At 60.6% G+C, this 24,516-nt stretch carries 26 protein-coding genes and 1 riboswitch; of the genes, 16 read left to right on the forward strand and 10 right to left on the reverse strand.

Annotated elements, in window-relative coordinates; all coding sequences use genetic code 11:
* Positions 1 to 82: 82 nt before the first annotated feature.
* Entirely contained in the window at positions 83 to 1,306 is a 1,224-nt protein-coding gene (locus BLQ98_RS11940; RefSeq protein ID WP_093733542.1) for an acyl-CoA dehydrogenase, read from the forward strand.
* 164 nt (positions 1,307 to 1,470) lie between these two features.
* On the opposite strand, the gene BLQ98_RS11945 is transcribed toward BLQ98_RS11940, so the two are convergent.
* Genes BLQ98_RS11945 through BLQ98_RS11970 form a run of 6 tightly spaced genes read right to left on the reverse strand, consistent with a single transcriptional unit; the run spans position 1,471 to position 6,792 of the window.
* Positions 1,471 to 2,796, reverse strand: coding sequence for a lyase family protein (locus tag BLQ98_RS11945; protein WP_093733543.1), 1,326 nt, complete (start codon positions 2,794 to 2,796; stop codon positions 1,471 to 1,473).
* 3 nt (positions 2,797 to 2,799) lie between these two features.
* Entirely contained in the window at positions 2,800 to 3,510 is a 711-nt protein-coding gene (locus tag BLQ98_RS11950) for an alpha/beta fold hydrolase (RefSeq protein WP_093733544.1), read from the reverse strand.
* Entirely contained in the window at positions 3,503 to 4,291 is a 789-nt protein-coding gene (gene pcaD / locus BLQ98_RS11955) for a 3-oxoadipate enol-lactonase (protein ID WP_093733545.1), read from the reverse strand. The genes BLQ98_RS11950 and pcaD overlap by 8 nt, the downstream gene beginning before the upstream one ends.
* A 22-nt stretch (positions 4,292 to 4,313) precedes the next feature.
* Positions 4,314 to 5,285 (reverse strand): threonine ammonia-lyase, encoded by a 972-nt coding sequence (locus BLQ98_RS11960; RefSeq protein WP_093733546.1) that lies wholly within the window; start codon positions 5,283 to 5,285, stop codon positions 4,314 to 4,316.
* Positions 5,282 to 6,106 (reverse strand): alpha/beta fold hydrolase, encoded by an 825-nt coding sequence (locus BLQ98_RS11965; protein ID WP_093733547.1) that lies wholly within the window; start codon positions 6,104 to 6,106, stop codon positions 5,282 to 5,284. Before BLQ98_RS11965 ends, BLQ98_RS11960 begins: the two co-directional genes overlap by 4 nt.
* Positions 6,106 to 6,792 carry a haloacid dehalogenase type II gene (locus tag BLQ98_RS11970; protein WP_093733548.1) on the reverse strand — a complete coding sequence of 229 codons (687 nt, stop codon included), beginning with the start codon at positions 6,790 to 6,792 and terminating at the stop codon, positions 6,106 to 6,108. The genes BLQ98_RS11965 and BLQ98_RS11970 overlap by 1 nt, the downstream gene beginning before the upstream one ends.
* A gap of 184 nt (positions 6,793 to 6,976) precedes the next feature.
* Between BLQ98_RS11970 and BLQ98_RS11975 the strand changes: the two genes are divergently transcribed.
* Both BLQ98_RS11975 and BLQ98_RS11980 read left to right on the forward strand, forming a co-directional pair.
* Complete coding sequence (locus tag BLQ98_RS11975; RefSeq protein WP_093733549.1) at positions 6,977 to 7,405, forward strand: FKBP-type peptidyl-prolyl cis-trans isomerase; 429 nt, start codon at positions 6,977 to 6,979, stop codon at positions 7,403 to 7,405.
* Between the two features lie 95 nt (positions 7,406 to 7,500).
* On the forward strand, positions 7,501 to 8,613 hold the full coding sequence (locus tag BLQ98_RS11980; RefSeq protein ID WP_093733550.1) for a THUMP domain-containing class I SAM-dependent RNA methyltransferase: 1,113 nt from the start codon (positions 7,501 to 7,503) through the stop codon (positions 8,611 to 8,613).
* A gap of 70 nt (positions 8,614 to 8,683) precedes the next feature.
* On the opposite strand, the gene BLQ98_RS11985 is transcribed toward BLQ98_RS11980, so the two are convergent.
* The 3 genes from BLQ98_RS11985 to fabA all read right to left on the reverse strand — a co-directional run bounded on the left by BLQ98_RS11985 (position 8,684) and on the right by fabA (position 11,387).
* A complete protein-coding gene (locus BLQ98_RS11985) occupies positions 8,684 to 9,475 on the reverse strand; it encodes an enoyl-ACP reductase FabI (RefSeq protein ID WP_093733551.1) in 792 nt (263 codons plus the stop codon).
* A gap of 9 nt (positions 9,476 to 9,484) precedes the next feature.
* Positions 9,485 to 10,714, reverse strand: coding sequence for a beta-ketoacyl-ACP synthase I (gene fabB / locus BLQ98_RS11990; protein WP_093733552.1), 1,230 nt, complete (start codon positions 10,712 to 10,714; stop codon positions 9,485 to 9,487).
* Between the two features lie 163 nt (positions 10,715 to 10,877).
* Entirely contained in the window at positions 10,878 to 11,387 is a 510-nt protein-coding gene (fabA, locus tag BLQ98_RS11995) for a bifunctional 3-hydroxydecanoyl-ACP dehydratase/trans-2-decenoyl-ACP isomerase (protein ID WP_093733553.1), read from the reverse strand.
* A gap of 193 nt (positions 11,388 to 11,580) precedes the next feature.
* Between fabA and irrA the strand changes: the two genes are divergently transcribed.
* Positions 11,581 to 12,000 (forward strand): iron response transcriptional regulator IrrA, encoded by a 420-nt coding sequence (irrA, locus tag BLQ98_RS12000; protein WP_093733554.1) that lies wholly within the window; start codon positions 11,581 to 11,583, stop codon positions 11,998 to 12,000.
* A gap of 42 nt (positions 12,001 to 12,042) precedes the next feature.
* On the opposite strand, the gene BLQ98_RS12005 is transcribed toward irrA, so the two are convergent.
* The gene (locus tag BLQ98_RS12005; RefSeq protein ID WP_093733555.1) at positions 12,043 to 12,915 is read right to left on the reverse strand and encodes a glycosyltransferase family protein; all 873 of its coding nucleotides are present in this window, start codon (positions 12,913 to 12,915) and stop codon (positions 12,043 to 12,045) included.
* Positions 12,916 to 13,029: 114 nt separating this feature from the next.
* Here BLQ98_RS12005 and miaB point away from each other — a divergent pair, with 114 nt between their 5' ends.
* The 12 genes from miaB (at position 13,030) to BLQ98_RS12065 (ending at position 24,376) form a co-directional block, all read left to right on the forward strand.
* Complete coding sequence (gene miaB, locus BLQ98_RS12010; RefSeq protein ID WP_093733556.1) at positions 13,030 to 14,349, forward strand: tRNA (N6-isopentenyl adenosine(37)-C2)-methylthiotransferase MiaB; 1,320 nt, start codon at positions 13,030 to 13,032, stop codon at positions 14,347 to 14,349.
* Positions 14,350 to 14,613: 264 nt separating this feature from the next.
* Positions 14,614 to 15,144 (forward strand): OmpA family protein, encoded by a 531-nt coding sequence (locus BLQ98_RS12015; protein ID WP_272903387.1) that lies wholly within the window; start codon positions 14,614 to 14,616, stop codon positions 15,142 to 15,144.
* Between the two features lie 15 nt (positions 15,145 to 15,159).
* Positions 15,160 to 15,471, forward strand: a complete 312-nt coding sequence (locus BLQ98_RS12020; protein ID WP_093733558.1) for a hypothetical protein — start codon at positions 15,160 to 15,162, stop codon at positions 15,469 to 15,471.
* Between the two features lie 154 nt (positions 15,472 to 15,625).
* Positions 15,626 to 16,615 (forward strand): PhoH family protein, encoded by a 990-nt coding sequence (locus BLQ98_RS12025; RefSeq protein ID WP_093733559.1) that lies wholly within the window; start codon positions 15,626 to 15,628, stop codon positions 16,613 to 16,615.
* 67 nt (positions 16,616 to 16,682) lie between these two features.
* Entirely contained in the window at positions 16,683 to 17,207 is a 525-nt protein-coding gene (gene ybeY, locus BLQ98_RS12030) for an rRNA maturation RNase YbeY (RefSeq protein ID WP_093733560.1), read from the forward strand.
* 20 nt (positions 17,208 to 17,227) lie between these two features.
* Positions 17,228 to 18,136: a hemolysin family protein gene (locus BLQ98_RS12035; RefSeq protein WP_093733561.1), complete on the forward strand. Its 909-nt coding sequence runs from the start codon at positions 17,228 to 17,230 to the stop codon at positions 18,134 to 18,136.
* Positions 18,136 to 19,653, forward strand: coding sequence for an apolipoprotein N-acyltransferase (gene lnt, locus BLQ98_RS12040; RefSeq protein ID WP_093733562.1), 1,518 nt, complete (start codon positions 18,136 to 18,138; stop codon positions 19,651 to 19,653). The genes BLQ98_RS12035 and lnt overlap by 1 nt, the downstream gene beginning before the upstream one ends.
* An 8-nt stretch (positions 19,654 to 19,661) precedes the next feature.
* Positions 19,662 to 19,709: riboswitch (SAM-SAH riboswitch) on the forward strand.
* Between the two features lie 4 nt (positions 19,710 to 19,713).
* Complete coding sequence (metK, locus tag BLQ98_RS12045; RefSeq protein WP_093733563.1) at positions 19,714 to 20,898, forward strand: methionine adenosyltransferase; 1,185 nt, start codon at positions 19,714 to 19,716, stop codon at positions 20,896 to 20,898.
* 209 nt (positions 20,899 to 21,107) lie between these two features.
* On the forward strand, positions 21,108 to 21,848 hold the full coding sequence (gene trmB / locus BLQ98_RS12050) for a tRNA (guanosine(46)-N7)-methyltransferase TrmB (RefSeq protein WP_167354545.1): 741 nt from the start codon (positions 21,108 to 21,110) through the stop codon (positions 21,846 to 21,848).
* A 91-nt stretch (positions 21,849 to 21,939) separates the two neighbouring features.
* On the forward strand, positions 21,940 to 23,292 hold the full coding sequence (gene aroA, locus BLQ98_RS12055; protein WP_093733565.1) for a 3-phosphoshikimate 1-carboxyvinyltransferase: 1,353 nt from the start codon (positions 21,940 to 21,942) through the stop codon (positions 23,290 to 23,292).
* Complete coding sequence (locus tag BLQ98_RS12060; RefSeq protein ID WP_093733566.1) at positions 23,292 to 23,906, forward strand: (d)CMP kinase; 615 nt, start codon at positions 23,292 to 23,294, stop codon at positions 23,904 to 23,906. The genes aroA and BLQ98_RS12060 overlap by 1 nt, the downstream gene beginning before the upstream one ends.
* Positions 23,907 to 23,998: 92 nt before the next feature.
* Positions 23,999 to 24,376 (forward strand): rhodanese-like domain-containing protein, encoded by a 378-nt coding sequence (locus BLQ98_RS12065; protein ID WP_093733567.1) that lies wholly within the window; start codon positions 23,999 to 24,001, stop codon positions 24,374 to 24,376.
* Positions 24,377 to 24,516: the final 140 nt, after the last annotated feature.

The raw sequence follows: 24,516 nt of genomic DNA on the forward strand, positions 1-24,516 counted from the left end.
GGTTCAGGAGTAACCAGCGATAGTCTTTCGCCGCATGCTTTGCAATACTATGGCCAAATCTGAACCCCGAGGAGGATATAAGATGAGCACCGAATTGCCCGTATTGAAAGCCAAAGACGCCCCAGACATGGGCAGCTTTGATTGGGCGGATGCCTTCCGCCTGAGCGAACAGTTGACCGAAGACGAGCGCATGATCCAAGAAAGTGCGCGCGCCTACGCTCAGGAAAAACTGCAGCCCCGCATCATTGACGCCTTCGCGAACGAAACCACAGATGAAGGTATCTTCAAGGAAATGGGCGACATGGGCCTGTTGGGCGTCACGGTGCCCGAGCAATACGGCGGTCTGGGCGGCAACTATGTTTCCTACGGTCTGGTCGCCCGCGAAGTTGAACGTGTGGACAGCGGCTACCGGTCGATGATGTCGGTGCAATCCAGCCTCGTGATGTACCCGATCTATGCGTATGGCTCGGAAGAGCAGCGCATGAAGTACCTGCCCAAACTGTCCAGCGGTGAATTCATCGGTTGCTTTGGTCTGACCGAACCCGATGCAGGCTCTGACCCTGCGGGCATGAAAACCCGTGCCGTGAAAACGGCCAACGGCTACAAGCTGACCGGTTCCAAAATGTGGATCTCGAACGCGCCGATCGCCGATGTTTTCGTGGTATGGGCCAAGTCGGAAGAGCACGGCGGCAAGATCCGCGGCTTTATCCTTGAAAAGGGCATGAAGGGTCTGTCCGCACCAAAAATCGGCAACAAGCTGTCGCTGCGCGCATCGATCACAGGCGAGATCGTAATGGACAACGTCGAAGTCGGCGAAGATGCGTTGCTGCCCCATGTCGAAGGCCTGAAAGGCCCGTTCGGCTGTCTCAACCGCGCTCGCTATGGCATCAGCTGGGGCGCATTGGGGGCCGCTGAATTCTGCTGGCACGCCTCGCGCCAGTACGGTCTGGACCGCAAGCAGTTCAACAAACCGCTGGCGCAGACACAGCTGTTCCAAAAGAAACTTGCTGACATGCAGACCGAAATCGCGCTTGGCTTGCAAGCCTCGTTGCAAGTGGGTCGCTTGATGGACAACGCCAACGCCGCGCCCGAGATGATCTCCATCGTCAAGCGCAACAACTGCGGCAAGGCGCTGGACATCGCCCGCATGTCGCGCGACATGCACGGCGGCAACGGCATCAGCGGTGAATTCCAGGTCATCCGCCACATGATGAACCTTGAAACCGTGAACACCTACGAAGGCACGCACGACGTGCACGCGCTGATCCTGGGCCGCGCCCAGACCGGCCTGCAGGCGTTCTTCTAAAGCGACGACAGAGGGGGCTTTGGCCCCCTCTCATCCCATCCTGCACGTGGCTGAAACAGCTTGCTGTAGGATCGTGCCCGACCCCTCATGACATTTCCAAATGGCTTTAAATCCCGGGGGACCGGGGGCTGGCCCCCGTCGCCGCTCCGCGCCAATCGCTGGGACTACAGTGCACGCGCACGCGCCACGAAAGCCACTGCATCTGCGGGGGCCTGTCCCATCTGGATCGACGGGTCGAACAGGTCTTCGGCCACGTCGGGATAATCTGCCCGCACCAGATCGGCCAGCGGCACCTGCTTTGCCATTGCGTCCTGACACAGCTGTTTTGTGATCTTCTGAGCTTGGGGGCGAGGCATGGTTTCGGCCAGCGCAAAGCTGAGCGCTTCGGCGTGGATCAACCCCAAACCATGGGTCAGCGCGCTGTGCATTTTGACAGGATGCGGCGTCAGCCCCGCAACGAGCGTTTTGGCATGGGTCAGGGCTGCGGCAAGGCTCAACGTCAATTGCGGTACGGCCATCCATTCGGCAAACCACGCACCGCCGTCGCGCTGGTGCTGGTGCGCGGCAGCGGCCTGAAGCGTGGCACGCTGGCCGGTGAACTGATGCCCCAAGGCGACAATTGCGGAGGGCGCTACTGGGTTCTGCTTTTGCGGCATGGTGGACGAGGCACCAGCCGCGCCAAGGGCAAGCTCGGCGGTTTCGGTCATGGTCAGCGCCAGCGTGCTTTGCGCGATATGCGCCAGCGCTGCCATCACGCGGCCCTGCCAATCGGCGATGCGCAGCACGGGGCCACGGTCCACATGCCAGCTGCGCCCGGGATCCCTCAGGCCAAGCGCTTGGGCCAGTTGCGCACGCGTCTCGGCGGCTGTCGGGCCAAGCGCCGATCCCGTGCCAGCCGCCCCCGATAGGGACACGAACAGCGACCCTTCGCGGAGCGCCTCAAGCTGGTCCAGCGCATCACACAGCGGCATGCCCCATTCGGCCAGAACCGCGCCCCAGCTGGTGGGAGTGGCGTGTTGACCGTAGGTGCGGGCGGGCATCGGCAGGGACTGGTGCTGTTCGGCACCTGCCGCAAAGGTCGCGATGATGTCGCGCAGGTCCGTTTCGGCCAGCTTAAGCGCCTGGCGCAGTCGCAGCATCAGCGCGGTATCGATGATATCCTGACTTGTGGCCCCCCAATGCACATGCTGAGCAAATTCCGGTGCCTGCATTTCGGCGCGGAACTGGGCCAACAGTCCCGGTACAGACACGCCGTTTTCCCCCGTAGAGGCCGCAATCGCGCCGGGATCGACCTGAATTTCCAGCGAGGCACGGTGGATCGCGGCGGCGCTCAGTTCGGGGATGACGCCAAGGCTGCCTTGTACTTTGGCCAACGCGCCTTCGACCAGCAGCATCGCGCGGATCGCAGCGGTGTCGGAAAACAGCCGCCCCGCGTCACCGGTGTTGAAAAGTTGTGCGAACAGGGGGCTGTCAAAGACGCTGGCGGCCATGGGTTACCTCGGAATGATATCGTCGATGATCCGCGCCAGACCGGCGGGATCGGTAAAGAAGGGTGAATGCCCGCAGGCCATTTCATGAACATCCGCGCTTGGCCAGTCCTTCGTCATCGTGACCTGATAGGCGGGCGGGATGGTGCGGTCGTCCATACAGCGGATATAGCTGCGCGGCATGGCATCGGCGCGCGCGGTATCGGGCAGGGGTTTGATCGTCGGGGCAACGGCCTGTGCGCAGAGCCGAGCAGCCGCAAAGCCCGCGACGTCCGGTGGGCAATCGTGATAGAAAAGCGTCTCGGTCATGGCGGTATCAAGGGTAAAGCTTTTGCCATCCGGTGCCAGACGCACGGCGGGCATCAAGGGTTGGCTCGGGGCCTGTTTGCGCATTTCTGCCAGCGATAGCCCCGCAGCGGGGACATAGGCGCATAGATAGATCAGCCGCGCCATTGCGCTTGGATCTTTTTGCGCCGCAGCGCCGATGGCGAAGCCACCCATCGAATGCCCGACCACCACCGTTTCGGGGGTAGAGGCTGCAAGCACCGCGTTGGCATAGCCGTCCAACGTTACCGCGTTGACGGGGGTGGTGTCGTCGCCGTGGCTTGGCAAGTCGATGGCGCGCGGGCTGTGCCCAAGCGCACGCAGCGCCGGGATCAGATCGCGCCAGCACCATGCGCCGTGGCATGATCCGTGAACCAATAGAATATCAGACATGTCCTACGCTTTCTAAAAACTCGGTCAGCAGATCCGCGTATTCCTGCGGGTGCTCGACACAGGGCAGATGGCCGGCCTTGCGGATGATCTTGAACTTCGCCCCGGGGATGAGATCGATTGTTTCGCGTACCAGATCAGGCGGAGTGGACCCGTCATCGGAACCTGCGATCCCCAGCACCGGCAGGCGCAGCGCCGCCGTGGGCGTATAGAAATCCGTGCCCGATATCGCGGCAGAGCATCCCGCGTAGCCTTCGGCCGGCTGACGCACGACCATGTTGCGCCAAAGTTCAATTTCAGGCGTGGCGCGGAAGGGGGCGGCGAACCAGCGTTCCATGATCGTGTCGGCCATCGGTTCAATCCCGCTGTCCTGCACGGCGCGCACGCGGTCGGCCCACATATCCTTGGTGCCGATCTTGGCGGCGGTATTGGACAGCACCATGGCGCGGATCAGGTCTAGCCGCTTGGTCGCGAGCCCTTGGGCGATCATCCCGCCGATCGACAGGCCGACAAAGACGCAGTCCTTTACGCCCAGATGATCCAGCAGCTTTTCCGTATCGCCGATCAGCGCACCCATCGCATAGGGCGCAGGCGGACAAGACGACAGTCCATGACCGCGTTTGTCAAATCGGATGATACGCAGTCCCTTGGGTAGCAGCGGCAGGATCGGGTCCCAAAGGCGCAGATCGGTGCCCAGTGAATTGGCAAACACGACAGGCGCGCCATCGTCAGGGCCATCCACGCGGTAATGCAGGCGCACATCGCCGGTATCGAAAATATTCATGTCAGAACCTCCTCAGGGGGTATCAATCAAGGGTGGCGAGCGCGCGGGTAAAAACATCCGTATCCACATTCCCGCCTGATATCGTGACGATCACATCATCGCCTTCGATCTCGTCCCTGCGAAACAGAGCGGCGGCAAGGGCGACGGCACCGCCGGGTTCTGCCACAAGTTTCAGCCGGTTGAACGCATGGCCAATCGCCTGCAGCGCCTCGTCATCAGTGACGACAAGGCCGGGGCCACACAACCGTTTGAGGATTGGAAAAGTCAGGTCGCCCGGTTGCGGCGTAACGATGGCATCGCAAATCGACCCGCCAAGCGCGGCATTGCGCTTGATCTGCCCTGCGGCCAGCGACCGCGCGGCGTCATCAAAGCCATCTGGTTCGGCGGTGCGGACGCGCAGCCCCGGTGCGTCAGCTTCCAGCGCCAGCGCAATGCCAGAGGTCAGCCCTCCGCCACCACAGCAGACAATCACATCGGCACAGGCGATCCCCGCCTCGGCGGCCTGCTGCGCGATCTCGAGCCCGGTGGTCCCCTGACCTGCAATGACCAGCGGATCGTCGAACGGTTTGATCAGCGTCAGTTCCCTTTCCTGCGCCATAGCCGCGCCAATCGCATCGCGGTCCTCGGTCATGCGGTCATATAGCACCACTTCGGCCCCAAGCGCTCTGGTGTTGGCGATCTTCAGACGGGGCGCATCGGCGGGCATGATGATCACGGCAGGCACCCCATGCAGCTTGGCCGCATAGGCAACCCCTTGAGCGTGATTGCCGCTGGAAAAGGCGATAACCCCCTTGGCGCGTACGGATGTCTCCAGTGCTGACACCGCCGACCAGCCGCCGCGAAACTTGAAGCTGCCGGTGTGTTGCAAACACTCGGGCTTGACCCAAACGCGCCGCCCCGCGATGTCATCCAGAAACGGAGAGTTCAGCAAAGGCGTGCGCCGCACGTGCCCCTCCAACCGCCGCGCTGCCGCGCGGATCATGTCGATGTTCATTGCATCATCCCGATCCATTCGTTCAAGGCCTCAACCGCCTCGGGTTCGTCCAGAAACGGAATATGCCCGCGCCCCGGCACCCTTGCGACCACCATATCAGGGCGGCGGCGTTCCATCTCTTGCAGAGTTTCCTCGCTCAGCAGATTGGACGCCATGCCACGGATGCAGGCAATCGGCAGCCCGTCAAACGCGTCAAAGAAAGGCCAAAGATCGGGCGAGGGCGCTGAAAACGCCTTGGCCACCGCATCGCGCAAATGCTTGTCATAGGTGATCTGCAAGCCGCTTTCGGTCTGGGTGTAGTGCTTTTGCGCTTCCTCCAGCCAGCGGCTGTCGGGCACATTTTCAAATTCTGGGAACACACGCGGCATGGCGGCGGCGGCTTCGGCATGGGTCTTGGCGGCGGGGTTGCGGCCAATGAATTCCATGATGAAATCCAGCCCCTGCGGGTCGATATGTGGCCCCACATCGTTAAAGGCGACGCCCAGCAACCGGTTCTTGGCTGCCTTGGCCAACCCCAACCCATTCAGTCCCCCGCGTGACGTCCCAAGCACGGCGACCTTGTCGATCCCCAGATGGTCCAGCAGCTCCAACGCGTCGCGGCATTCAACGGGGGGGGAATAATGCGACCAGTCGGGATCAAAGTCGGAATGCCCCCGCCCGCGATAATCCATCTTGATCAGACGCACGTTTTTCAGATGCGGGGTTACATAGTCGAAATCCGCCGTGGTTCGCGTCAAACCGGCAAGGCAGAGAATCGGTAGCCCCTGACCTTCATCGGCAAAATAGAGCGATAGCCCGTCGGATGTGGTGAAATGAGCCATTATACGCCTGCCAGTTCTGGGATGCCGTTCAGGTCCTGCAGCACATGAACGGGCTTCCATGGTAAACGGTCCATCGGTTCGCCCGCACGGTTGACCCAGGCGGTCGTGAAGCCAAAGCCGGTTGCCGCCGCTGCATCCCAGCCATTGGACGATACAAACAGCACTTGTGATGGCGTGCAGCCGAACTTTTGGCCGACCAGTTCATAGACACGCGCATCAGGCTTGAAGATTCCTACGCTTTCGACCGACAAAACGGCATCCAGCGTTTCGGCCAGACCGGCGGATGACACCGCCCCTTCGAGCATCGCCGGCGACCCGTTCGATAGGATTGCCGTGTTCAATCCCTTATCCTTCAATTTTTTCAGCATCTTAGGCACTTCGGGAAATGCCTGAAGCTCCCAGTACAACGCCAGCAAACGAGCGCGCAGGGCAGGGTTGTCGTCGTGCCCGGTCTTTTCTAGTGCCCAGTCCAGACCCTCTTGGGTGACCTGCCAGAAATCATCATGGGTACCGGTGACAGCGCGCAGCCAAGAGTAGCTTAACTGCTTTTGTCGCCAATGTTCCGCGACCTGTGGCCAGCTGTCTTTTATCGCTGCAAAGTCCGGCTCTGATGCGGCTTGCCGTGCGGCGGCGGCCACATCGAACAAGGTACCATATGCATCGAACACGCATGTTGTTATCGCCATGATTTTCCCCCCTGAAATATCCTGCCGCGAGACTGTCACGCGCCGTCCGAACAGAAAAGGCCGAAAAACTGGCCGCAGGGGGGTTTACGACAGGGAGCAGGCTTGAAACACTGCGCGCCGAACCCGGAGCACCCGCGCAGATACGCGGCCTCCTGTATTTTCCCTTTATGGATCGGAGCTTTCTATGACGCAGGTTAAATCCGGCGATACCGTTGCTATTCACTATACTGGTACGTTGCTTGACGGCAGCACCTTCGACAGCTCGGAAGGGCGCGAGCCTTTGGAATTCACGGTTGGGTCCGGCCAGATCATCCCCGGCCTCGACACCGCGATGCCCGGGATGGAAGTCGGCGAGAAGAAAGTCGTCAAAATTGACAGCGCTGATGCCTACGGCGATGTGAACCCCGAGATGCGTCAGGCCGTGCCGCGCGAAGGCATCCCTGCGGATATCCCGCTGGAAATCGGCACGCAGCTGCAGATGCAAACCCCCGACGGGCAGGCGATGCCGGTGATGGTTGTCGAAGTCGACGACTCCACTGTCACACTTGATGCGAACCACCCGCTGGCAGGCAAAGACCTGCAGTTCGACATCGAACTGGTAAAAATCGCCTAAACAGGCCCATACAGTCCGGCGCTTTTGATCGCGCCGGACTGTATGGGCCCAAGAAACCGCTCGAAACCTCGCGCGCCGCGCAGTATGCAGCGGTTATGGACAGTCAAAACACCTTCGACATTTTTATCGTGGCCACCCCCGGTCTGGAAGACATGCTTCTGGCCGAGGTGACAGAGAAAGGCTTTGCCAATCCCGTCACCACGCCCGGCGGGATCACGGTGCAGGGCGACTGGCCCGAGGTATGGCGCGCGAACCTGCAACTGCGCGGTGCCTCGCGCGTGCTGGCGCGGATCGGGTCCTTCATGGCGTTCCATCTGGCGCAACTGGACAAACGTGCACGCAAGTTCCCCTGGGGCGATGTGCTGCGCGCAGATGTGCCGTTACGGGTACAGGTGACCACGAAAGCCTCTAAAATCTACCACGCCGGTGCCGCGACACAGCGGATTGAAACCGCCCTGCGCGAAAGCCTCGGGGTGACGATCTCGCCCGAAGCGGCGCTCGTGCTCAAGGTGCGGATCGACGACAATGTAGTGACCATCAGCCTCGATACCTCGGGCGAGTCGCTGCACAAGCGCGGCCACAAGGAAGCCGTCGGCAAAGCGCCGATGCGCGAGAACCTAGCCTATCTGATGCTGCGTCAAGCGGGGTACACCGGCACCGAGACTGTGGTCGACCCGATGTGCGGCTCAGGTACGTTCGTGATCGAGGCCGCCGAGATCGCCATGGGCCTGAACCCCGGCCGCTCGCGCCATTTCGCTTTCGAGGACCTCGCCAGCTTTGATCCCGATCAATGGGCCGCCATGCGTGACGATACCGCCACGTCGACGCCGCTGCGGTTCTACGGTTCCGACCGTGACGCCGGTGCCGTCCGGATGAGCAGGATGAACGCGGAACGGGCAGGGGTATCAGAGGCGGTGCAGTTCGAAAACCACGCCGCGGGGGAGCTGACCCCGCCAGACGGACCGCCGGGCCTTGTCATGGTGAATCCGCCCTACGGCGGCCGCATCGGTAACAAGAAACTGCTTTATCCGCTTTATGGAACGCTTGGGCAAACGCTGCTCACGCGCTTCAAGGGCTGGCGCGTCGGCCTCGTCACATCGGAACCGCCCTTGGCCAAAGCCACCGGCCTGCCGTGGAAACCCCAAGGCCCCGCCATCGCACACGGCGGCATGAAGGTCTGGCTCTACCAAACCCCGCCCCTACGCTAAACGCGACGCCCTATTTCCAAATGGTCTAAAATCCCGGGGTCCGGGGCAGCGCCCCGGTCCGCCAGTACCGTCAAAGATGTTCGGCCTGTGGCATCCCCAGCACATGGAACCCGCCATCCACGCGGATGATCTCGCCCGTGGTGCAGGCACCGGCATCCGAGGCCAGATAGACCGCTGTCCCGCCAACAGCTTCAAGTGTCGCGTTGGACCGCAAGGGGGCGTTCATGTCGGTGTGTTTATAAGTCTTGCGCGCGCCGCCAATCGCGGCACCGGCAAGCGTTTTCATCGGGCCGGGGCTGATTGCGTTGACGCGGATGCCTTCGGGCCCCAGATCATTCGCCAGATAGCGCGTGGCACTTTCCAGTGCGGCTTTGGCTACGCCCATCACATTGTAGTTCGGCGTTACGCGGTTTGATCCCATATAGGTCAGCGTCAGCAGCGTGCCGCCATTCTCGACCATCAGCGGATGCGCCCGCCGTGCGACCTCGATGAAAGAATAGGCCGAAATATCCATCGAGTTTTTAAAGTTCTCGCGGCTGGTGTTCAGGAAGCGGCCTGTCAGCTCGGACTTGTCGGAAAACGCGATGGCGTGGACAACGAAGTCGATCGTGGACCACCGCGCGCCCAGTTGGTCAAACGCGGCATCAAGCGAAGCATCATCGGTCACGTCGACATCGACCATGAAATCCGACCCGACACTCTGCGCCAGAGGCTCAAGACGCTTCCCAAAGGCTTCGCCCTGATAGGTGAAGGCCAGTTCCGCACCGGCTTCGGCCATTGCCTTGGCAATACCCCAAGCGATGGAGCGTTCGTTCGCGACGCCCATAATCAGGCCGCGTTTTCCTTTAAGCATTTCTGACATTTGCTGTCCTTACTCTTGGAACTTGGAAAGGATCATCGATCCATTGGTGCCGCCGAACCCGAAGGAGTTGGTCATCACCGAATCCAGACCGGCATTGTCCACACGCTCTAGCGCGATTTCGGACGGGTCCAGTTTCGGGTCCAGATCAACGACGTTGATGGATTTCGTGATAAAGTCATGTTTCAGCATCAACAGGCAGAACACAGCCTCTAGTGCGCCGGCGGCCCCTTGGGCGTGGCCGGTCATCGACTTGGTGGAGCTGACGGGTGGCGTGCTGCCTTTGCCAAAGACGCGGCGGACTGCTTCGATCTCGCCCACATCGCCGACTGGTGTGGATGTGCCGTGAGCGTTGATATAGCCGACCTTACGGCCCTCGGGCAGGGTTTCCAGCGCCAGACGCATGGCGCGTTCGCCGCCCTCGCCAGAGGGGGCTACCATGTCGTGACCGTCAGATGTCGCCGCATAGCCGGTGACTTCGGCATAGATCGTGGCACCGCGCGCCTTGGCGTGTTCAAGTTCTTCGAGCACCAACATGCCGCCGCCTCCCGAAATCACGAACCCGTCGCGGTTGGCGTCAAAGGCGCGGCTCGCTGTTTCAGGGGCGTCGTTATACTTGCTGCTCATCGCGCCCATGGCGTCGAACAGGCAGGACAGCGTCCAGTCCAGCTCTTCGCCGCCGCCTGCGAACATCACGTCTTGCTTGCCTAGCATGATCTGTTCCGCTGCGTTGCCGATGCAATGCAGCGAGGTAGAGCAGGCCGAGGTGATGGAATAGTTGATGCCTTTGATCTTGAAGGCGGTCGACAGGTTCGCGCTGACGGTGGACGACATGCATTTCGGAACGGCAAACGGCCCGATACGCTTGGTCGCGCCGGTGTCCCGCACAACGTTATGCGCGGTGAACAACGCCGAGGTCGACGGCCCGCCGGAGCCCGCCACAAGGCCGGTGCGCGGGTTGCTGATCTGGTCATCGCTCAGGCCCGCATCCGCGATGGCTTGCTGCATTGCGATATAGGCATAAGCGGCACCGCCGCCCATGAAGCGCAGCGCACGTTTGTCGATGTGATCTGCGACGTTGATCTTGAGTGTCCCGGCAACCCGGCTGCGAAAGCCGTGCTCTGTCATTTCGGGGCTGGCGACGATGCCGCTGGTCCCGTCTTTAAGCGATGCCAGAACTTCTTCTGCATTGTTTCCGATGGACGAGACAATTCCCAATCCTGTGACAACGACGCGGCGCATGGGCTGCACTCCCTTGATCTGTGTGGGGCGGGTGCCCTCTTGATGCTGCGCGGCCCGCACGCTTGTCGCGGGGCCGCACGTTCGTTTCCCGTTTGCCGCCTATGGGGCGACAAATCAAGTCATCAGTCTGTCTGGATGATCAGCAAGATGATCGGATGTCCGCTCAGCTCTCGCTTAGCGCGACCTTCATGTCTTTGACCTGATAGATCACTTCGCCGTCAGCTTCGACGATGCCATCGGCAACGCCCATGGTTAGGCGACGGGTCTGGATCGCTTTGGTAAAGTCGATCTTGTAGGTCAGCAACTTGCGGTCAGGGCGTACCATACCGGTCAGTTTCACTTCGCCGACACCAAGCGCATAGCCGCGCCCCTGCCAGCCGCGCCAGCCAAGGTTAAAGCCGGTCAGCTGCCACAGGCCATCAAGGCCCAAGCAGCCGGGCATGATCGGGTTGCCGGGGAAGTGGCAGTCAAAGAACCACAGGTCAGGCGTGATGTCGAATTCCGCCGTGATGTGCCCTTTGCCGTGGGCACCGCCATCGGCGGATACGTCTGTAATACGGTCCATCATCAGCATCGGCGGGGCGGGCAGCTGCGCGTTGCCTTCGCCGAAAAGCTCGCCACGGGCGCATTTGAGCAGAGCTTCTTTGTCAAAGCTGGTGGGGTAGTCGGCCATAATATCGCGGCTCCTGAGGGCTGAATTTCAAATCCCGGCAGGTTTAGCATTGCGCACCGCAGGCCCGCAAGGGCGCAGGCAGATCGCATTTACGCCACGGCGCAGGGCGGTGCTGGCAGGTGTTTCGGGATTTCCGTTTGAAAACCATCGCCATTGCCCCTTATATATAGCGCATGAGAGGTACTTATAGCCAATGACCCAAACAACACAGCAGATCAGTTCTGAGTGGCTTGCCAAGGCGGGCCTGCGTCCCACGCGGCAGCGCATGACGCTGGCGCATCTGTTGGTGGGCGACGGTCAGCACCGCCATGTCACCGCCGAAAGCCTGTTTGACGCGGCCAAGGGGCAGGGCGATGCCGTGTCGCTGGCAACCGTCTACAACACCCTGCGCGCTTTTTGCGATGCGGGGCTGATGCAAGAAGTCACGGTTGACGGGTCCAAAAGCTATTTCGATACCAACACCCATGATCACCCCCATTTCTTCTGGGAGGACGAGGCACGCCTATCCGATGCGCCCTCTGATCAGCTTGTGATCGCGCAGTTGCCCGACGCCCCCGAAGGGGCCGAGATCGCATCGGTTGATGTGGTGATCCGCCTGCGCCGGAAGGTTTAGGGCCTTTCGGTCAGGGACGCGGCTTTTACCGGTTCCGTCCGTTCAGAACCACTGCCCCGGTTCCATCAACCCCAGATCCAGCAGTTGGCGAGAATGCCATTCAAACGGCGCAGAGTTATGCCATTTGAAGCTGGCGATACTGTCCCTGCTGCCCGGATTGGACTTGAGCGCCTTGGCCGTGCGGAAAGAGCAGACGGAGGCTGTGATATTGTGATGCCACGGGCAGGCGTAGGTGTTGTATTCCTGATCCGAGAACGTGTGATCGCCAAGCATCCGCAAGCCGGGTTTGGCGCGGAACAGGGAAATGCGGTCGATCTTGCGCCGCGCCGCTGGCACGTGTTCCTCAAAGCGCCACCGTAATCCGCCAAAGAAATCCAACTGCCGCTCTTTGGGGGCGGCGTCCGGCGTCTCTTGACGGGCCAGCGCATAATAGCCGGACCGATCCATAAAGGCATTGTCCAAGGACACGGCGTTGGGTGCCGTTTCAAGATCATCTGCGTAGAGGTCGACGACATAGGTCAACATCGCATCGCGGCGCTCTTCGGTATGAAACGCCAACATCTCGCCCACTGTGCGCGTCTCGCAGAAGGGGTAGAACAGGTATTCCGCGTTATAGCAGACATACAGCCATTGCCCCGGCGCGGCCTCGATCACGGCGTTCACCGCATCTAGCAACGCGCCATCGCGGTCCATGTTATAATCCACGCGCAGCACGCCTTTGCTTTCGGCCACATCGCGGGCCAGTGCAAAGCTGGGGGGCATAAAGGCAACCAAAGTGCCGAACCCAAGCTGCTGGTGATGGCGCAACGTGGTCTCAATCTCTACCGCGTCCTCAACCATGATGAGCGCAATGGGCCCCTTGCTCAGCACCGTTTTGCTGTCACTGATAAAATGGTCAAGACTGCGGTATTGCATGACACCCCGGTGGAAACTGCGCTTTGTCCTAAATCTGTCAAATCGGGACGCATTGCAAGAGAACGCTGGCGCTGTTAGACCGCGCTTTTGCACCTTTGATCAACGGACCCTGCCATGACCGCGCCAAAAAAGCTGTTCATCAAGACCTACGGCTGCCAGATGAACGTCTACGATAGTGAACGTATGGCCGAGTCTCTGGGCGATACTTACGTCGAGACAAAGACCGCAGCCGATGCGGATATGATCCTGCTGAACACCTGTCACATTCGTGAAAAAGCGGCCGAAAAAGTCTATTCCGAGCTGGGCCGTCTGAAGCCACTGAAAGAGCTGAACCCCGATCTAAAGATCGGGGTGGCCGGTTGCGTGGCGCAGGCCGAAGGGGCAGAGATCATGCGCCGTCAACCGGCTGTTGATCTGGTCGTGGGGCCGCAATCCTATCACCGGCTCCCCGCGATGGAGGCCCGCGTGCGGTCCGGCAAGACCGCGCTAGATACGGATTTCCCCGAAGAAGACAAATTCGAAAAGCTCAAGGGCCGCGGCAAAGCGAAACGTGCACCGTCTGCATTTCTGACCGTGCAAGAAGGGTGCGACAAGTTTTGCGCCTTCTGCGTGGTGCCCTATACCCGTGGTGCCGAAGTCTCGCGCCCTGCAACCCGTGTGCTGACCGAAGCGCGCGAACTGGTAGAACGCGGCGTGCGCGAAGTCACTTTGCTGGGTCAGAACGTCAACGCCTATCACGGCGTGGGCGCAGAGGGCGCGGATTACACGCTCGCCCGTCTGATCAAGGAGCTGGCCAAGATCGACGGGCTGGAGCGGATCCGCTATACCACCAGCCACCCCAACGACATGGACGACGCGCTGATCGCGGCACATGGCGAGATCGACAAGCTGATGCCCTATCTGCACCTGCCCGTGCAATCCGGCTCGGACCGTATCCTCAAGCGGATGAACCGCAGCCACACCGCCGAAAGCTATCTGCGGCTGATCGAACGCATCCGCGCCGCACGCCCCGATATCGTGATGTCGGGTGATTTCATCGTTGGCTTCCCTGAAGAAACCGACGCGGATTTCGAGGCCACGATGGAACTCGTGCGCGAGGTCAAATACGGCTATGCCTATTCGTTCAAATACTCGACCCGCCCCGGCACGCCCGCCGCCGAACGCCCACAGGTGGAGGCCGCCGTGGCCGATGAGCGGCTGCAACGTCTACAAGGTCTTATCACCGGCCAACAGCGCGAGATCCAGAACAGCATGGTCGGCCGAGACCTGTCTGTACTGGTGGAAAAAACCGGCCGCGAGGCAGGGCAGATGGTGGGCAAATCAGAATACCTCCATTCCGTGCATATTGACGACGCGCAGGCCGAAGTTGGTGATGTTGTGCGTGTCAGAATCGTTGATGCCAAAACCAATTCACTGACCGCACGACAAATTTAAGTCTCGCATGCCGCGCTTTGCCCGCTTTGATTGTAGACCAAAACGGCTGCAATCGCGGGTAAATGGCGTAAGTGTGGCAGTAATATAGTAAATATGGCCGCATTCGCGCTTCACAGAGCCTCGTTTACCTCCTAATCTTACCACATATAGCGGACGACCATGGTGCCTGGGGTATCTTTGGGTTTTCCGACTGGGGGACAGAAGAAAAGGACGAGGGCTGTGTTCAATACAATTTCCAAGGGGCTACGGCTGTTTGCGGGCACCATGATCGCCGCGACATTCGTGCTTCAGGCATCTGCTGCCGATGCACAAACAAGATCTCAACAGGGCCGCGACAAGGGCCAGTATATTCCAACGATCTGGGTTGATCCCGACGGGTGCGAACACTGGGTTATGGATGACGGTGCCGAAGGCTACATGACGCCGCATGTCACACGTCAGGGTATTCCGGTCTGCCGCCGGGGGAACGTCTGCGGCGTAATGAACACGGATCAGTTTTTCAAGACTGACAGCTACCGCGTGCACCCGCAAGGCCGCGCACGTCTGGCCGAATTCTTCAAGTCGACAGGTGCTGTGTCCTATATCGTCAGCGGTCACACCGACAGCCGTGCGTCGGATGCCTATAACATGAAGCTGTCGCTGAACCGTGCCAATGCTGTCGCTAGTATTGCACAGCAGTCGGGGGCCCGCATCGCGGATGTTCGCGGCTACGGCGAGCGGATGCCAGCAGCGTCCAACGGCACATCGGGCGGTATGGCTAAGAACCGCCGCGTCGAAATCATCTGCATTCGCTAAGGGGACAGTAACGTGATGAAAGCTAAGATTATGATGGTCACCGCCTGCGCCCTGACACTGGGTGCTTGCGCTGACTACGAAGGCCGGGGCTACCCCGCCGATAAATCCGTTGACCGCGGTTTCGACAAAAAGCACCTGAGCCAGCTTCAGGCCGGTATCTGGGTCGACCCCAATGGCTGCGACCACTGGATCATCGACGATGGCGTCGAAGGCTACCTAAGCCAACGCTTGGACAAATACGGCAAGCCGGTCTGCTCTGGCGTGGCCCAGCCCACCTATACGGCGGGCGACTTCAAAGGCGGCTCGCGCGTCCGAGATCCCAACTGATCTTGCGACCACTCCTGCACATAGGATCGGGCCGGCGCGTTTTACGCTCCGGCCCTTTTTTGTCGGTGCCAAGGGGTACACAGTTTGAAAACATGTCCCATATTAATCCAAAGACATCTCCAATTAGGAAAACGCTTTGCCATCTAGTGATACAATGACATCTCCTGCCTCTCACGCGCAGCAGCTTGAATTTCCGGATAACCGGCTGCTGATCGACCTGTGCGGCCCCTATGACGCCAATCTGACCGCCGTAGAAACGGCGCTCGAGGTGCAGATTGTGCGCCGGGGCAACCAGCTGTCAGTGATTGGCGATGATGACGCGGCGACGCGTGCCGTGGCGGTGCTGAACGGGCTTTATGCTCGGCTTGAAGGCGGGCGCAGTGTCGAACCTGCGGATGTCACCAGCCTGTTGCGCATGGGTGATTCCGCGGCAGGGACAGGCGTGCGTCCGGGCGACCAGATCGAGATGCCCAATCTTGGCGGCGTCGAAATCCAGACCCGCAAGAAACGTGTCGAACCGCGCACCGCTGCACAAAAGGCCTATGTGCAATCGCTGTTTGACAATGAACTGGCCTTTGGCATCGGGCCTGCCGGTACGGGCAAAACATATCTGGCCGTGGCTGTCGGCGTCTCGATGTTCATTGGCGGCCATGTTGATCGCATTATCTTGTCGCGCCCCGCGGTCGAGGCGGGCGAGAAGCTGGGTTATCTGCCCGGCGATATGAAGGACAAGGTCGATCCCTACATGCAGCCGCTCTATGATGCGCTCAACGACTTCTTGCCCGGCAAACAGCTGGCCAAGCTGATCGAAGAGAAAAAGATCGAGATCGCACCGCTGGCCTTCATGCGCGGGCGGACCTTGTCCAACGCTTTTGTTGTATTGGACGAGGCGCAGAACGCGACCTCTATGCAGATGAAGATGTTCTTGACCCGTTTAGGCGAAGGGTCGCGTATGGTGATTACAGGCGACCGGACCCAGATCGACTTGCCACGCGGCGTGCCGTCGGGGCTGCAAGACGCGGAACGGCTGCTCAAGACGATCCCCAAGATAAGCTTTAATTACTTCACGTCCAAAGACGTAGTACGTCACCCGCTGGTTGCCGCGATCATCGAAGCTTACGAAGCCGATACAGGCCACGCGTAATGTTTGGCTGCTTCATTTTGCCAAATAAACTCCGGGGGGCCGGGGGCTGGCCCCCGGTGGGGCGCTGATGCAGTCGCTGGATATGATCGAGGAAGACCCGCGTTGGGCCGATCTGGACCTAGAGGCGCTGTGCCCGCGTGTGATATCGACCACGCTGGCGCATCTGTCGCTGGAAGCCAGCGTCGCCGAGGTCACTGTGCTGGCCTGTGACGACGCGCATATCGCGACGCTGAATGCTGATTTCCGCGACAAGCCTACGCCAACCAATGTACTGAGCTGGCCCGCGGAAGAACGCGGTGCCGCGCAGGATGGCGAGATACCGCTGCCGGTCACGCCGGGGTTCGACAAAATGCTGGAACTCGGCGATATCGCGATTTCATATGATACCTGCCACGCCGAGGCAGAGGCCGCAGGCAAGCCGATGGTTGATCATGTGACCCATTTGATTGTTCACGGCGTGCTCCATCTGTTGGGCTATGACCACGAACGGGACGGGGATGCGGCCCTGATGGAACGGTTAGAGGTAGAAATACTTGGTAAATTAGGGTTGGATGACCCATATAGACACGACGCAGCGCAACCGCCTGCCTAAACACATAAAGACAGGACCCGATGGGCGATACAGACGGATCATCTGAGGCGGCGCAGAGCGCGCAGTTGGAAGACATAAAACCGGCCTCCGAGGCTGAAGAAACCGAAGACTCCCCCAAATCCGGTGGTTTCTTTTCGCGGGTCATGGGTGCACTCAGCGCGTCAGACCCCGAGGAAGAAGAAGAAATGACCGCGGCGCAGACCGACCGGCTTTCCACCCGCGGCATGATGAACCTGCGTCGGATGCGGGTCGAGGACGTTGCGGTGCCCAAGGCGGATATCACCGCGATACCCGTCGGCTCGACGCTGGATGAATTGGTGGGCGTGTTTAAGGAAAGCGGTCTAACGCGGTTGCCGGTTTACGACGGGACGCTCGATACGCCCGTTGGTATGGCCCACCTCAAGGATCTGGCACTGACGCACGGATTTAACGGCAGATCTGCCGAGTTTGATCTTACTGCAATGCTGCGTCCCTTGCTGTTCGTGCCGCCGTCAATGACCATCGGCGTGCTGCTGACCAAGATGCAGGCAGAACGGCGTCATATGGCGTTGGTGATAGACGAATATGGCGGCGTCGACGGGTTGGTCACGATCGAAGACCTCATCGAACAGGTGATCGGCGAGATCGAAGATGAACATGACGTCGACGAAGGAAAATACTGGACCGTTGAAAAACCGGGCTGCTACCTTGCGCTGGCCAAAACGCCGCTGGATGATTTCGAGGCAGAGATCGGGCGCTCGTTGACCGACCACGACGATGTGGATGAAGAGGAAATCGATACGCTTGGCGGGCTGGTATTTATGCTGTCGGGTCGGGTACCGGCGCGCGGCGAAGTGGTTGTGCACCCCGACGGCCCCGAATTCGAGGTCATCGATGCGGATCCCCGCCGGATCAAGCGGTTGCGTGTGCGTATGGCCGGATCTCACTGATGACACTGCGCAGTGCCGCTTGGATGCGGTTTGGGGCAGCGGTGCTTGCCGGCGTTGTCGCGGCCTTCGGGCAGGCCCCTTATGATTTGCCGCTGGTTTTGCTGGCCGCCCTCGCGGCGGTGCTGCTGATCTATCGCAGCGTTGCGACGTCGCGCCAAGCGGCGGCGATCGGCTGGGGTTTTGGCTTTGGGTATTTTATCCACGGCTGGTCATGGCTGGTGTCGCCTTTCATGGTTGATCCCGAACGCTACGCTTGGATGGCCCCGTTTGCCGTCGTCGGGCTGACCGGCGGCTTGGCGCTGTTCTGGGCCGCGGCCTTCTATGGCGCGCGCAGGCTGTCCGCGCAGGTCTGGCCGCTGATCTTCGTGCTGCCCGCGGCAGAAATGGTGCGCGGGTACCTGTTTACTGGCTTCCCTTGGGGTATGTTCTCGCAGTCTTTGGTCAACCATTGGCCGGGGCAGGGTCTGTCATTGATTGGCCCCTACGGGATGACACTTGCGGTTGTCGCGCTTGCCGTGGCCGTGGTGCAGCGCGCCCGTGGATCCGTGCTGTGTCAGGCTGCTGTCTGGGGCGCACGCGTATGCACTGTGCTGGCTTTGACCGTCCCCTTCGGCGGTCCAGATGTCGTTTTGACCCAGCATATGATCCGCATGGTGCAGCCCAACGCGGCGCAGAAAGATAAGTGGGATCCCGGCAAAATACCGGAATTCTTTGATCGTCAGCTCGCGCTGACCAGCGCTCCTCCGGCGCAGGGGGACGCGGCCCCTGATCTGATCCTGTGGTCTGAAACCGCCATCGCGTGGCCGCTGGATCTCGCCCATGGCGCGTTGACCTATATCAGCGAAGCCGCCGCCGGTACGCCCGTTGTGCTGGGGGTGCAGCGGCGCGACGACATGGCCTATTTCAACTCGGCTGTGCTGCTTGGCCCCGATGCAGAGGTCGTGCAGACCTATGACAAACACCATCTGGTGCCGTTTGGCGAATATATCCCCTTTGGCGACATTCTGGGTCGTATCGGACTGCGCGGCATGGCGGCACAGTTTGGCAGCGGCTTTTCCTCCGGTCCGGGAGCAGAGCTGATGGACCTGGGGGATATGGGTGCCGCGCTGCCTTTGATCTGCTACGAGGCCGTGTTCGCCCGCGACGTCAACGCGGCACCGGCGCGTCCGGCGTTTCTGATGCAGCTCACAAATGATGCGTGGTTTGGCAAGGGGCAGGGGCCGTTGCAGCACTTGGCCCAAGCGCGGATGCGCGCGATAGAGCAGGGCCTGCCCATGGCGCGCGTCGCCAATACCGGTGTGTCGGCGATGATTGACCCTTGGGGCCGCATCACGAAAAGCCTGGCTTTGAACCAAGCCGGATTTCTGGATGCGCGTTTGCCTGCCCCAAGCCCTGCGACACCCTATAGCAGGTGGGGCGAATGGCCTTTTCTTTTCATCACTTTGGCCGGATTTGCCCTTGTTATCCTGCGCAATCGACGCAACTTAAAGTTTGACCACAGGGGCCGGCATAGCTAAGCCCCGCTAATCGGCCACAACGGCTTCCTGACGTGGCTATGAAACCTATTGGAGCACTAAATGTCCCGCAAGAATTATACGTTCACTTCGGAATCCGTTTCCGAGGGCCACCCGGATAAGGTCTGCGACCGGATTTCCGACGCAGTACTTGACGCCTTTCTCACCGAAGAGCCCGAAGCGCGGGTGGCAGCCGAGACTTTTGCCACAACCAATCGGGTGATCATCGGCGGCGAAGTGGGCCTGTCAGACAAGTCCAAATTGGACGAATACCTTGGCAAGATCGACGGCATCGCCCGTGCGTGCATCAAGGATATCGGGTACGAGCAGGACGAATTCCACCACGCCACCTGCGAGATCACCAACCTGCTGCACCCCCAGTCGGCGCATATTGCGCAGGGTGTGGACGCGTCAGGTGACAAGGAAGAAGGCGCGGGCGATCAGGGCATCATGTTCGGTTTCGCCACCACTGAAACGCCAGAGCTGATGCCGGCGCCTATCCACTATGCTCATGCGATCCTGCGCCGTCTGGCCGAGGTGCGCAAAGACGGTACCGAGCCAACGCTGCGCCCTGATGCGAAAAGCCAGCTTTCCGTGCGCTATGAAGATGGCAAACCTGTTGGCGTGTCCTCTATCGTGCTGTCGACGCAGCACGCTGACGCGGGCCAGACCAGCGCCGACATCCGCGATATTGTCGAACCCTATATCACCCATGTCCTGCCCGAAGGCTGGATCACACCGGACACCGAATGGTGGGTGAACCCGACGGGGACATTCGTGATTGGCGGTCCTGACGGTGATGCCGGCCTGACCGGTCGTAAGATCATCGTCGATACCTATGGCGGTGCGGCACCGCACGGGGGCGGCGCGTTCTCGGGCAAAGACCCGACAAAGGTTGACCGCTCTGCTGCCTATGTCGCGCGCTATCTGGCGAAGAACGTCGTGGCCGCGGGTCTGGCAGAGAAATGCACGATCCAGCTGAGCTATGCGATCGGCGTATCAAAGCCCTTGTCGATCTATTGCGACACCTATGGCGGCGACGCCGATGTGTCGGATGCCGCGATTGAAAAAGCGATCCGCCAGATCATCGACCTGACCCCACGGGGCATCCGCGAGCATCTGGAGCTGAACAAGCCGATCTATGAACGCACAGCTGCCTATGGCCACTTTGGCCGCGCGCCCGAAGCGGATGGTGGGTTCAGCTGGGAAAAGACCGATCTGGTCGATGCACTGAAAGCCGCACTGTAAGCCGTCGCGGTATTGGACACGAAAGGGCGGCCCGTGGGCTGCCCTTTTGCTTTGGCGGGCCGTGTGGAAATTGGGCACCACGCCCCTAAGACGCGGCGCTTGCCGATAGGGAAATGGCTGATGCCCTTGGTCAGGAACCCTTTGATCGGTGTCGGGCTCATCTCAAAACCGTCAGCAAGGCAGGCTTTTGCGTCGGGGGATCACGCGAAATGTTGCGCCCGTCCCCCTCGCAGGCTAAAGCCAGCGCCATGACACATCCTGAACGCCCCCGCCGCAATTTCTACGGTCGCCTTAAAGGCAAATCGCTTAAGCAAAGCCAGAAAGGCTATATCGAAGAGGACCTAGAGGCGCTGTCCCCCGGTCCCGTCGATTGGGATGCGAACCCGGATCGCACACCGCTGGATCTGCCGACTTTGTTTGATGGCAAACCTGTCTGGCTCGAGATCGGCTTTGGCGGTGGTGAACATATGGTGCATCAGGCCGCTCAAAACCCCGATGTGGGTATCATCGGCTGCGAACCCTATATCAACGGGGTCGCGATGCTGTTGGGCAAGATCCGCCGCGCGGGGGTCGACAATGTGGCGATCCACCCCGGCGATGCGCGCGATATCTTTGACGTGCTGCCCGAGGCGTCGATTGACCGCGCTTTTCTGCTCTATCCCGATCCTTGGCCCAAGACCCGCCATCACCGGCGCCGCTTTGTGACGCCTGAACACCTTGAACCGCTGGTGAAGGTGCTCAAGCCCGGTGCGATTTTCCGTGTCGCGACGGATATCGAGGACTATGTGCGCCAGACGCTTGAACAGGTACCACGCCACGGGTTCGAATGGCTGGCCGAACGCCCCGGCGACTGGAAAGAACCGTGGGGCGATTGGATTTCCACCCGCTACGAACAAAAAGCGCTGCGCGAAGGGCGCGTGCCGCATTACCTGACATTCCGCAAGATCTGAGCGGCAGGCAGGCTGGACTGACGCGGGCGATGGACGGGACAGGATCGCTGGTTTAAGACGGACTTTCAGGAATTTTTTTTGAGGGTTCTCCATGTCCAGCCACGCCACGCCCGTCCCGATGACCTCTACCGCTTGCGGCCCGCTGTCCGGCGTGGCCGAGGTGCCCGGCGACAAGTCGATCTCGCACCGTTCCCTTATTTTGGGCGCGATGTGCATCGGCGAAACCACCATCAGCGGTCTGCTTGAAGGCGATGACGTGCTGGATACAGCCAAGGCGATGCAGGCCTTTGGCGCTGAAGTGACCAATATGGGCGGCGGCAACTGGTCCGTGCGCGGCGTCGGCGTTGGCGGTTTTGCTGAACCCGACGGGGTGATCGACTGCGGCAACTCCGGCACGGGGGTACGGTTGATCATGGGGTCGATGGCAACATCCCCGATCAGCGCGACATTTACCGGCGACGCCAGCCTGAACGGTCGCCCCATGGCGCGGGTCACCGACCCGCTGGCGCTGTTTGGCACGCAAGCCGTGGGCCGCAAAGGCGGGCGTTTGCCGATGACCATCGTGGGGGCCGCTGACCCGGTGCCCGTACGCTACACCGTGCCGGTCCCGTCGGCGCAGGTGAAATCTGCCGTGTTGCTGGCCGGCCTGAACGCCCCTGGCAAGACTGTCGTGATCGAGGCCGAGGCCACGCGCGACCATACGGAACGGATGTTGGCGGGCTTTGGCGCTGAAATCACAGTCGAAGACACCGACGAGGGCCGTGTGATCACTCTGACCGGCCAGCCAGAACTGCAAGCGCAGCATGTCGATGTCCCGCGCGATCCGTCCTCGGCTGCGTTTCCGGTCTGTGCCGCGTTGATTGTGCCGGGGTCGGATGTGCTTGTGCCCGGCATCGGGTTGAACCCGACACGGGCAGGGCTGTTCACCACGCTGCGCGAGATGGGTGCCGACCTGACCTATGAGAATGAGCGGACCGAGGGCGGCGAGCCTGTCGCGGACCTGCGGGCAAGGTTTTCGCCCGATCTGAAAGGCATTGAGGTGCCACCAGCCCGCGCAGCGTCGATGATCGACGAATATCCGGTGCTGTCTGTCGTCGCCTCCTTTGCGCTGGGCCAAACGATGATGCGCGGCGTCAAAGAGCTGCGCGTCAAGGAAAGCGACCGGATCGATGCGATGGCCAAGGGGCTGCGCGCCAACGGGATCGAAGTGGACGAGGGCCCTGATTGGTGGGCGGTCACTGGAAGGGGGCATGGGAATGTGCCTGGCGGTGCGACCTGTGCCAGCCAGCTGGACCACCGGATTGCGATGTCTTTCATGATCCTTGGCATGGCCGCGACGTCGCCCGTCAGTGTGGATGACGGGGCACCCATCACTACGTCCTTCCCGATTTTCGAGCCGCTGATGAAACGTCTTGGCGCGAATGTGACACAGGGGGAAGCATAATGTTGGGATTTACCGTTGCGATTGACGGGCCAGCTGCAGCGGGCAAGGGCACCGTAGGGCGCGCTGTTGCTGCTCATTTCGGCTTTGCGCATCTGGATACCGGCCTGCTGTACCGTGCCGTCGGGGCCAAGGTGCTGGACGGCATGACCGCCGAAGAAGCCGCGCTGACTTTGCAGGCCGATGACCTCGAAGACGACCAGCTGCGCACCAATGCCGTAGCAGAGGCCGCGAGCCTCGCGGCTGCGATTCCCGCCGTGCGTGCGGCCTTGGTCGATTTCCAGCGCAGCTTTGCCATGCGAGCAGGGGGCGCGGTTCTGGACGGGCGTGATATCGGCACCGTGATCTGCCCCGATGCACCGGTAAAGCTGTTCATAACCGCCACACCAGAGGTGCGCGCGCAGCGTCGCTTTGCCGAGCTGAGCGCCAAGGGGGCAGAGGTCACACTCGAAGGGGTTTTGGCCGATGTTCAGGCGCGCGACGCGCGCGACAGCACCCGCGCCGAGGCACCCTTAAAGCCCGCCGCGGATGCGGAACTGATGGACACCTCGACCATGGATATCGAAACAGCCGTGGCCCGCGCAGTCGCACTGGTGGCAGCACGGCTGGGTGTTTGAGCATATGGGAACGAATGGTGCCGTTTAACGTTGGTCCAAGACGTGCTTGGCGCTAGGCTCGGTACGACAGGAATAAACAAGAGGTGCTGATTATGAAGACCGCTCAAGATTATCTCGACGCTGCCAATGAAGTTGTCCCCAAGATGGACGCCAAGGATGCGATTGCGAAACACGCCAAGGGCGAAGGCGTCTTTATTGATGTGCGCGACTCTGGTGATATCGCCAAAAGCGGCACAATCCAGGGCGCACACCGCGTGCCGCGCGGTATGATCGAATTCCGCGCCGATGCGAACAAAGAAGAGATGTATAACCCGATCTTCAAAAAAGACGCTGAAATCTATCTGATTTGCGGGGCGGGTGGCCAAGCCGCGTTGTCGGGCAAGACCCTACACGACATGGGCTTTAGTAATGTTACCAACATCGGTGGTTTCCCCGGCTGGAAAGACGCGGGCGGCCCGACCGAAGCCTAAGCGTCACGGCGCATGACCAATGACGAAAGGGCAGGCTGTGGTCTGCCCTTTCGTATATCAGACCCTCGCATACGCAGGCTATAAAGGGTGCCAGCCCTTGCGTTTGCTGAAAAGCGGGGCTATACGCGCGACTGTCTAAG

It is taken from the genome of Sulfitobacter litoralis (assembly GCF_900103185.1).
GTDB classification, from domain to species: Bacteria; Pseudomonadota; Alphaproteobacteria; order Rhodobacterales; family Rhodobacteraceae; genus Sulfitobacter; species Sulfitobacter litoralis.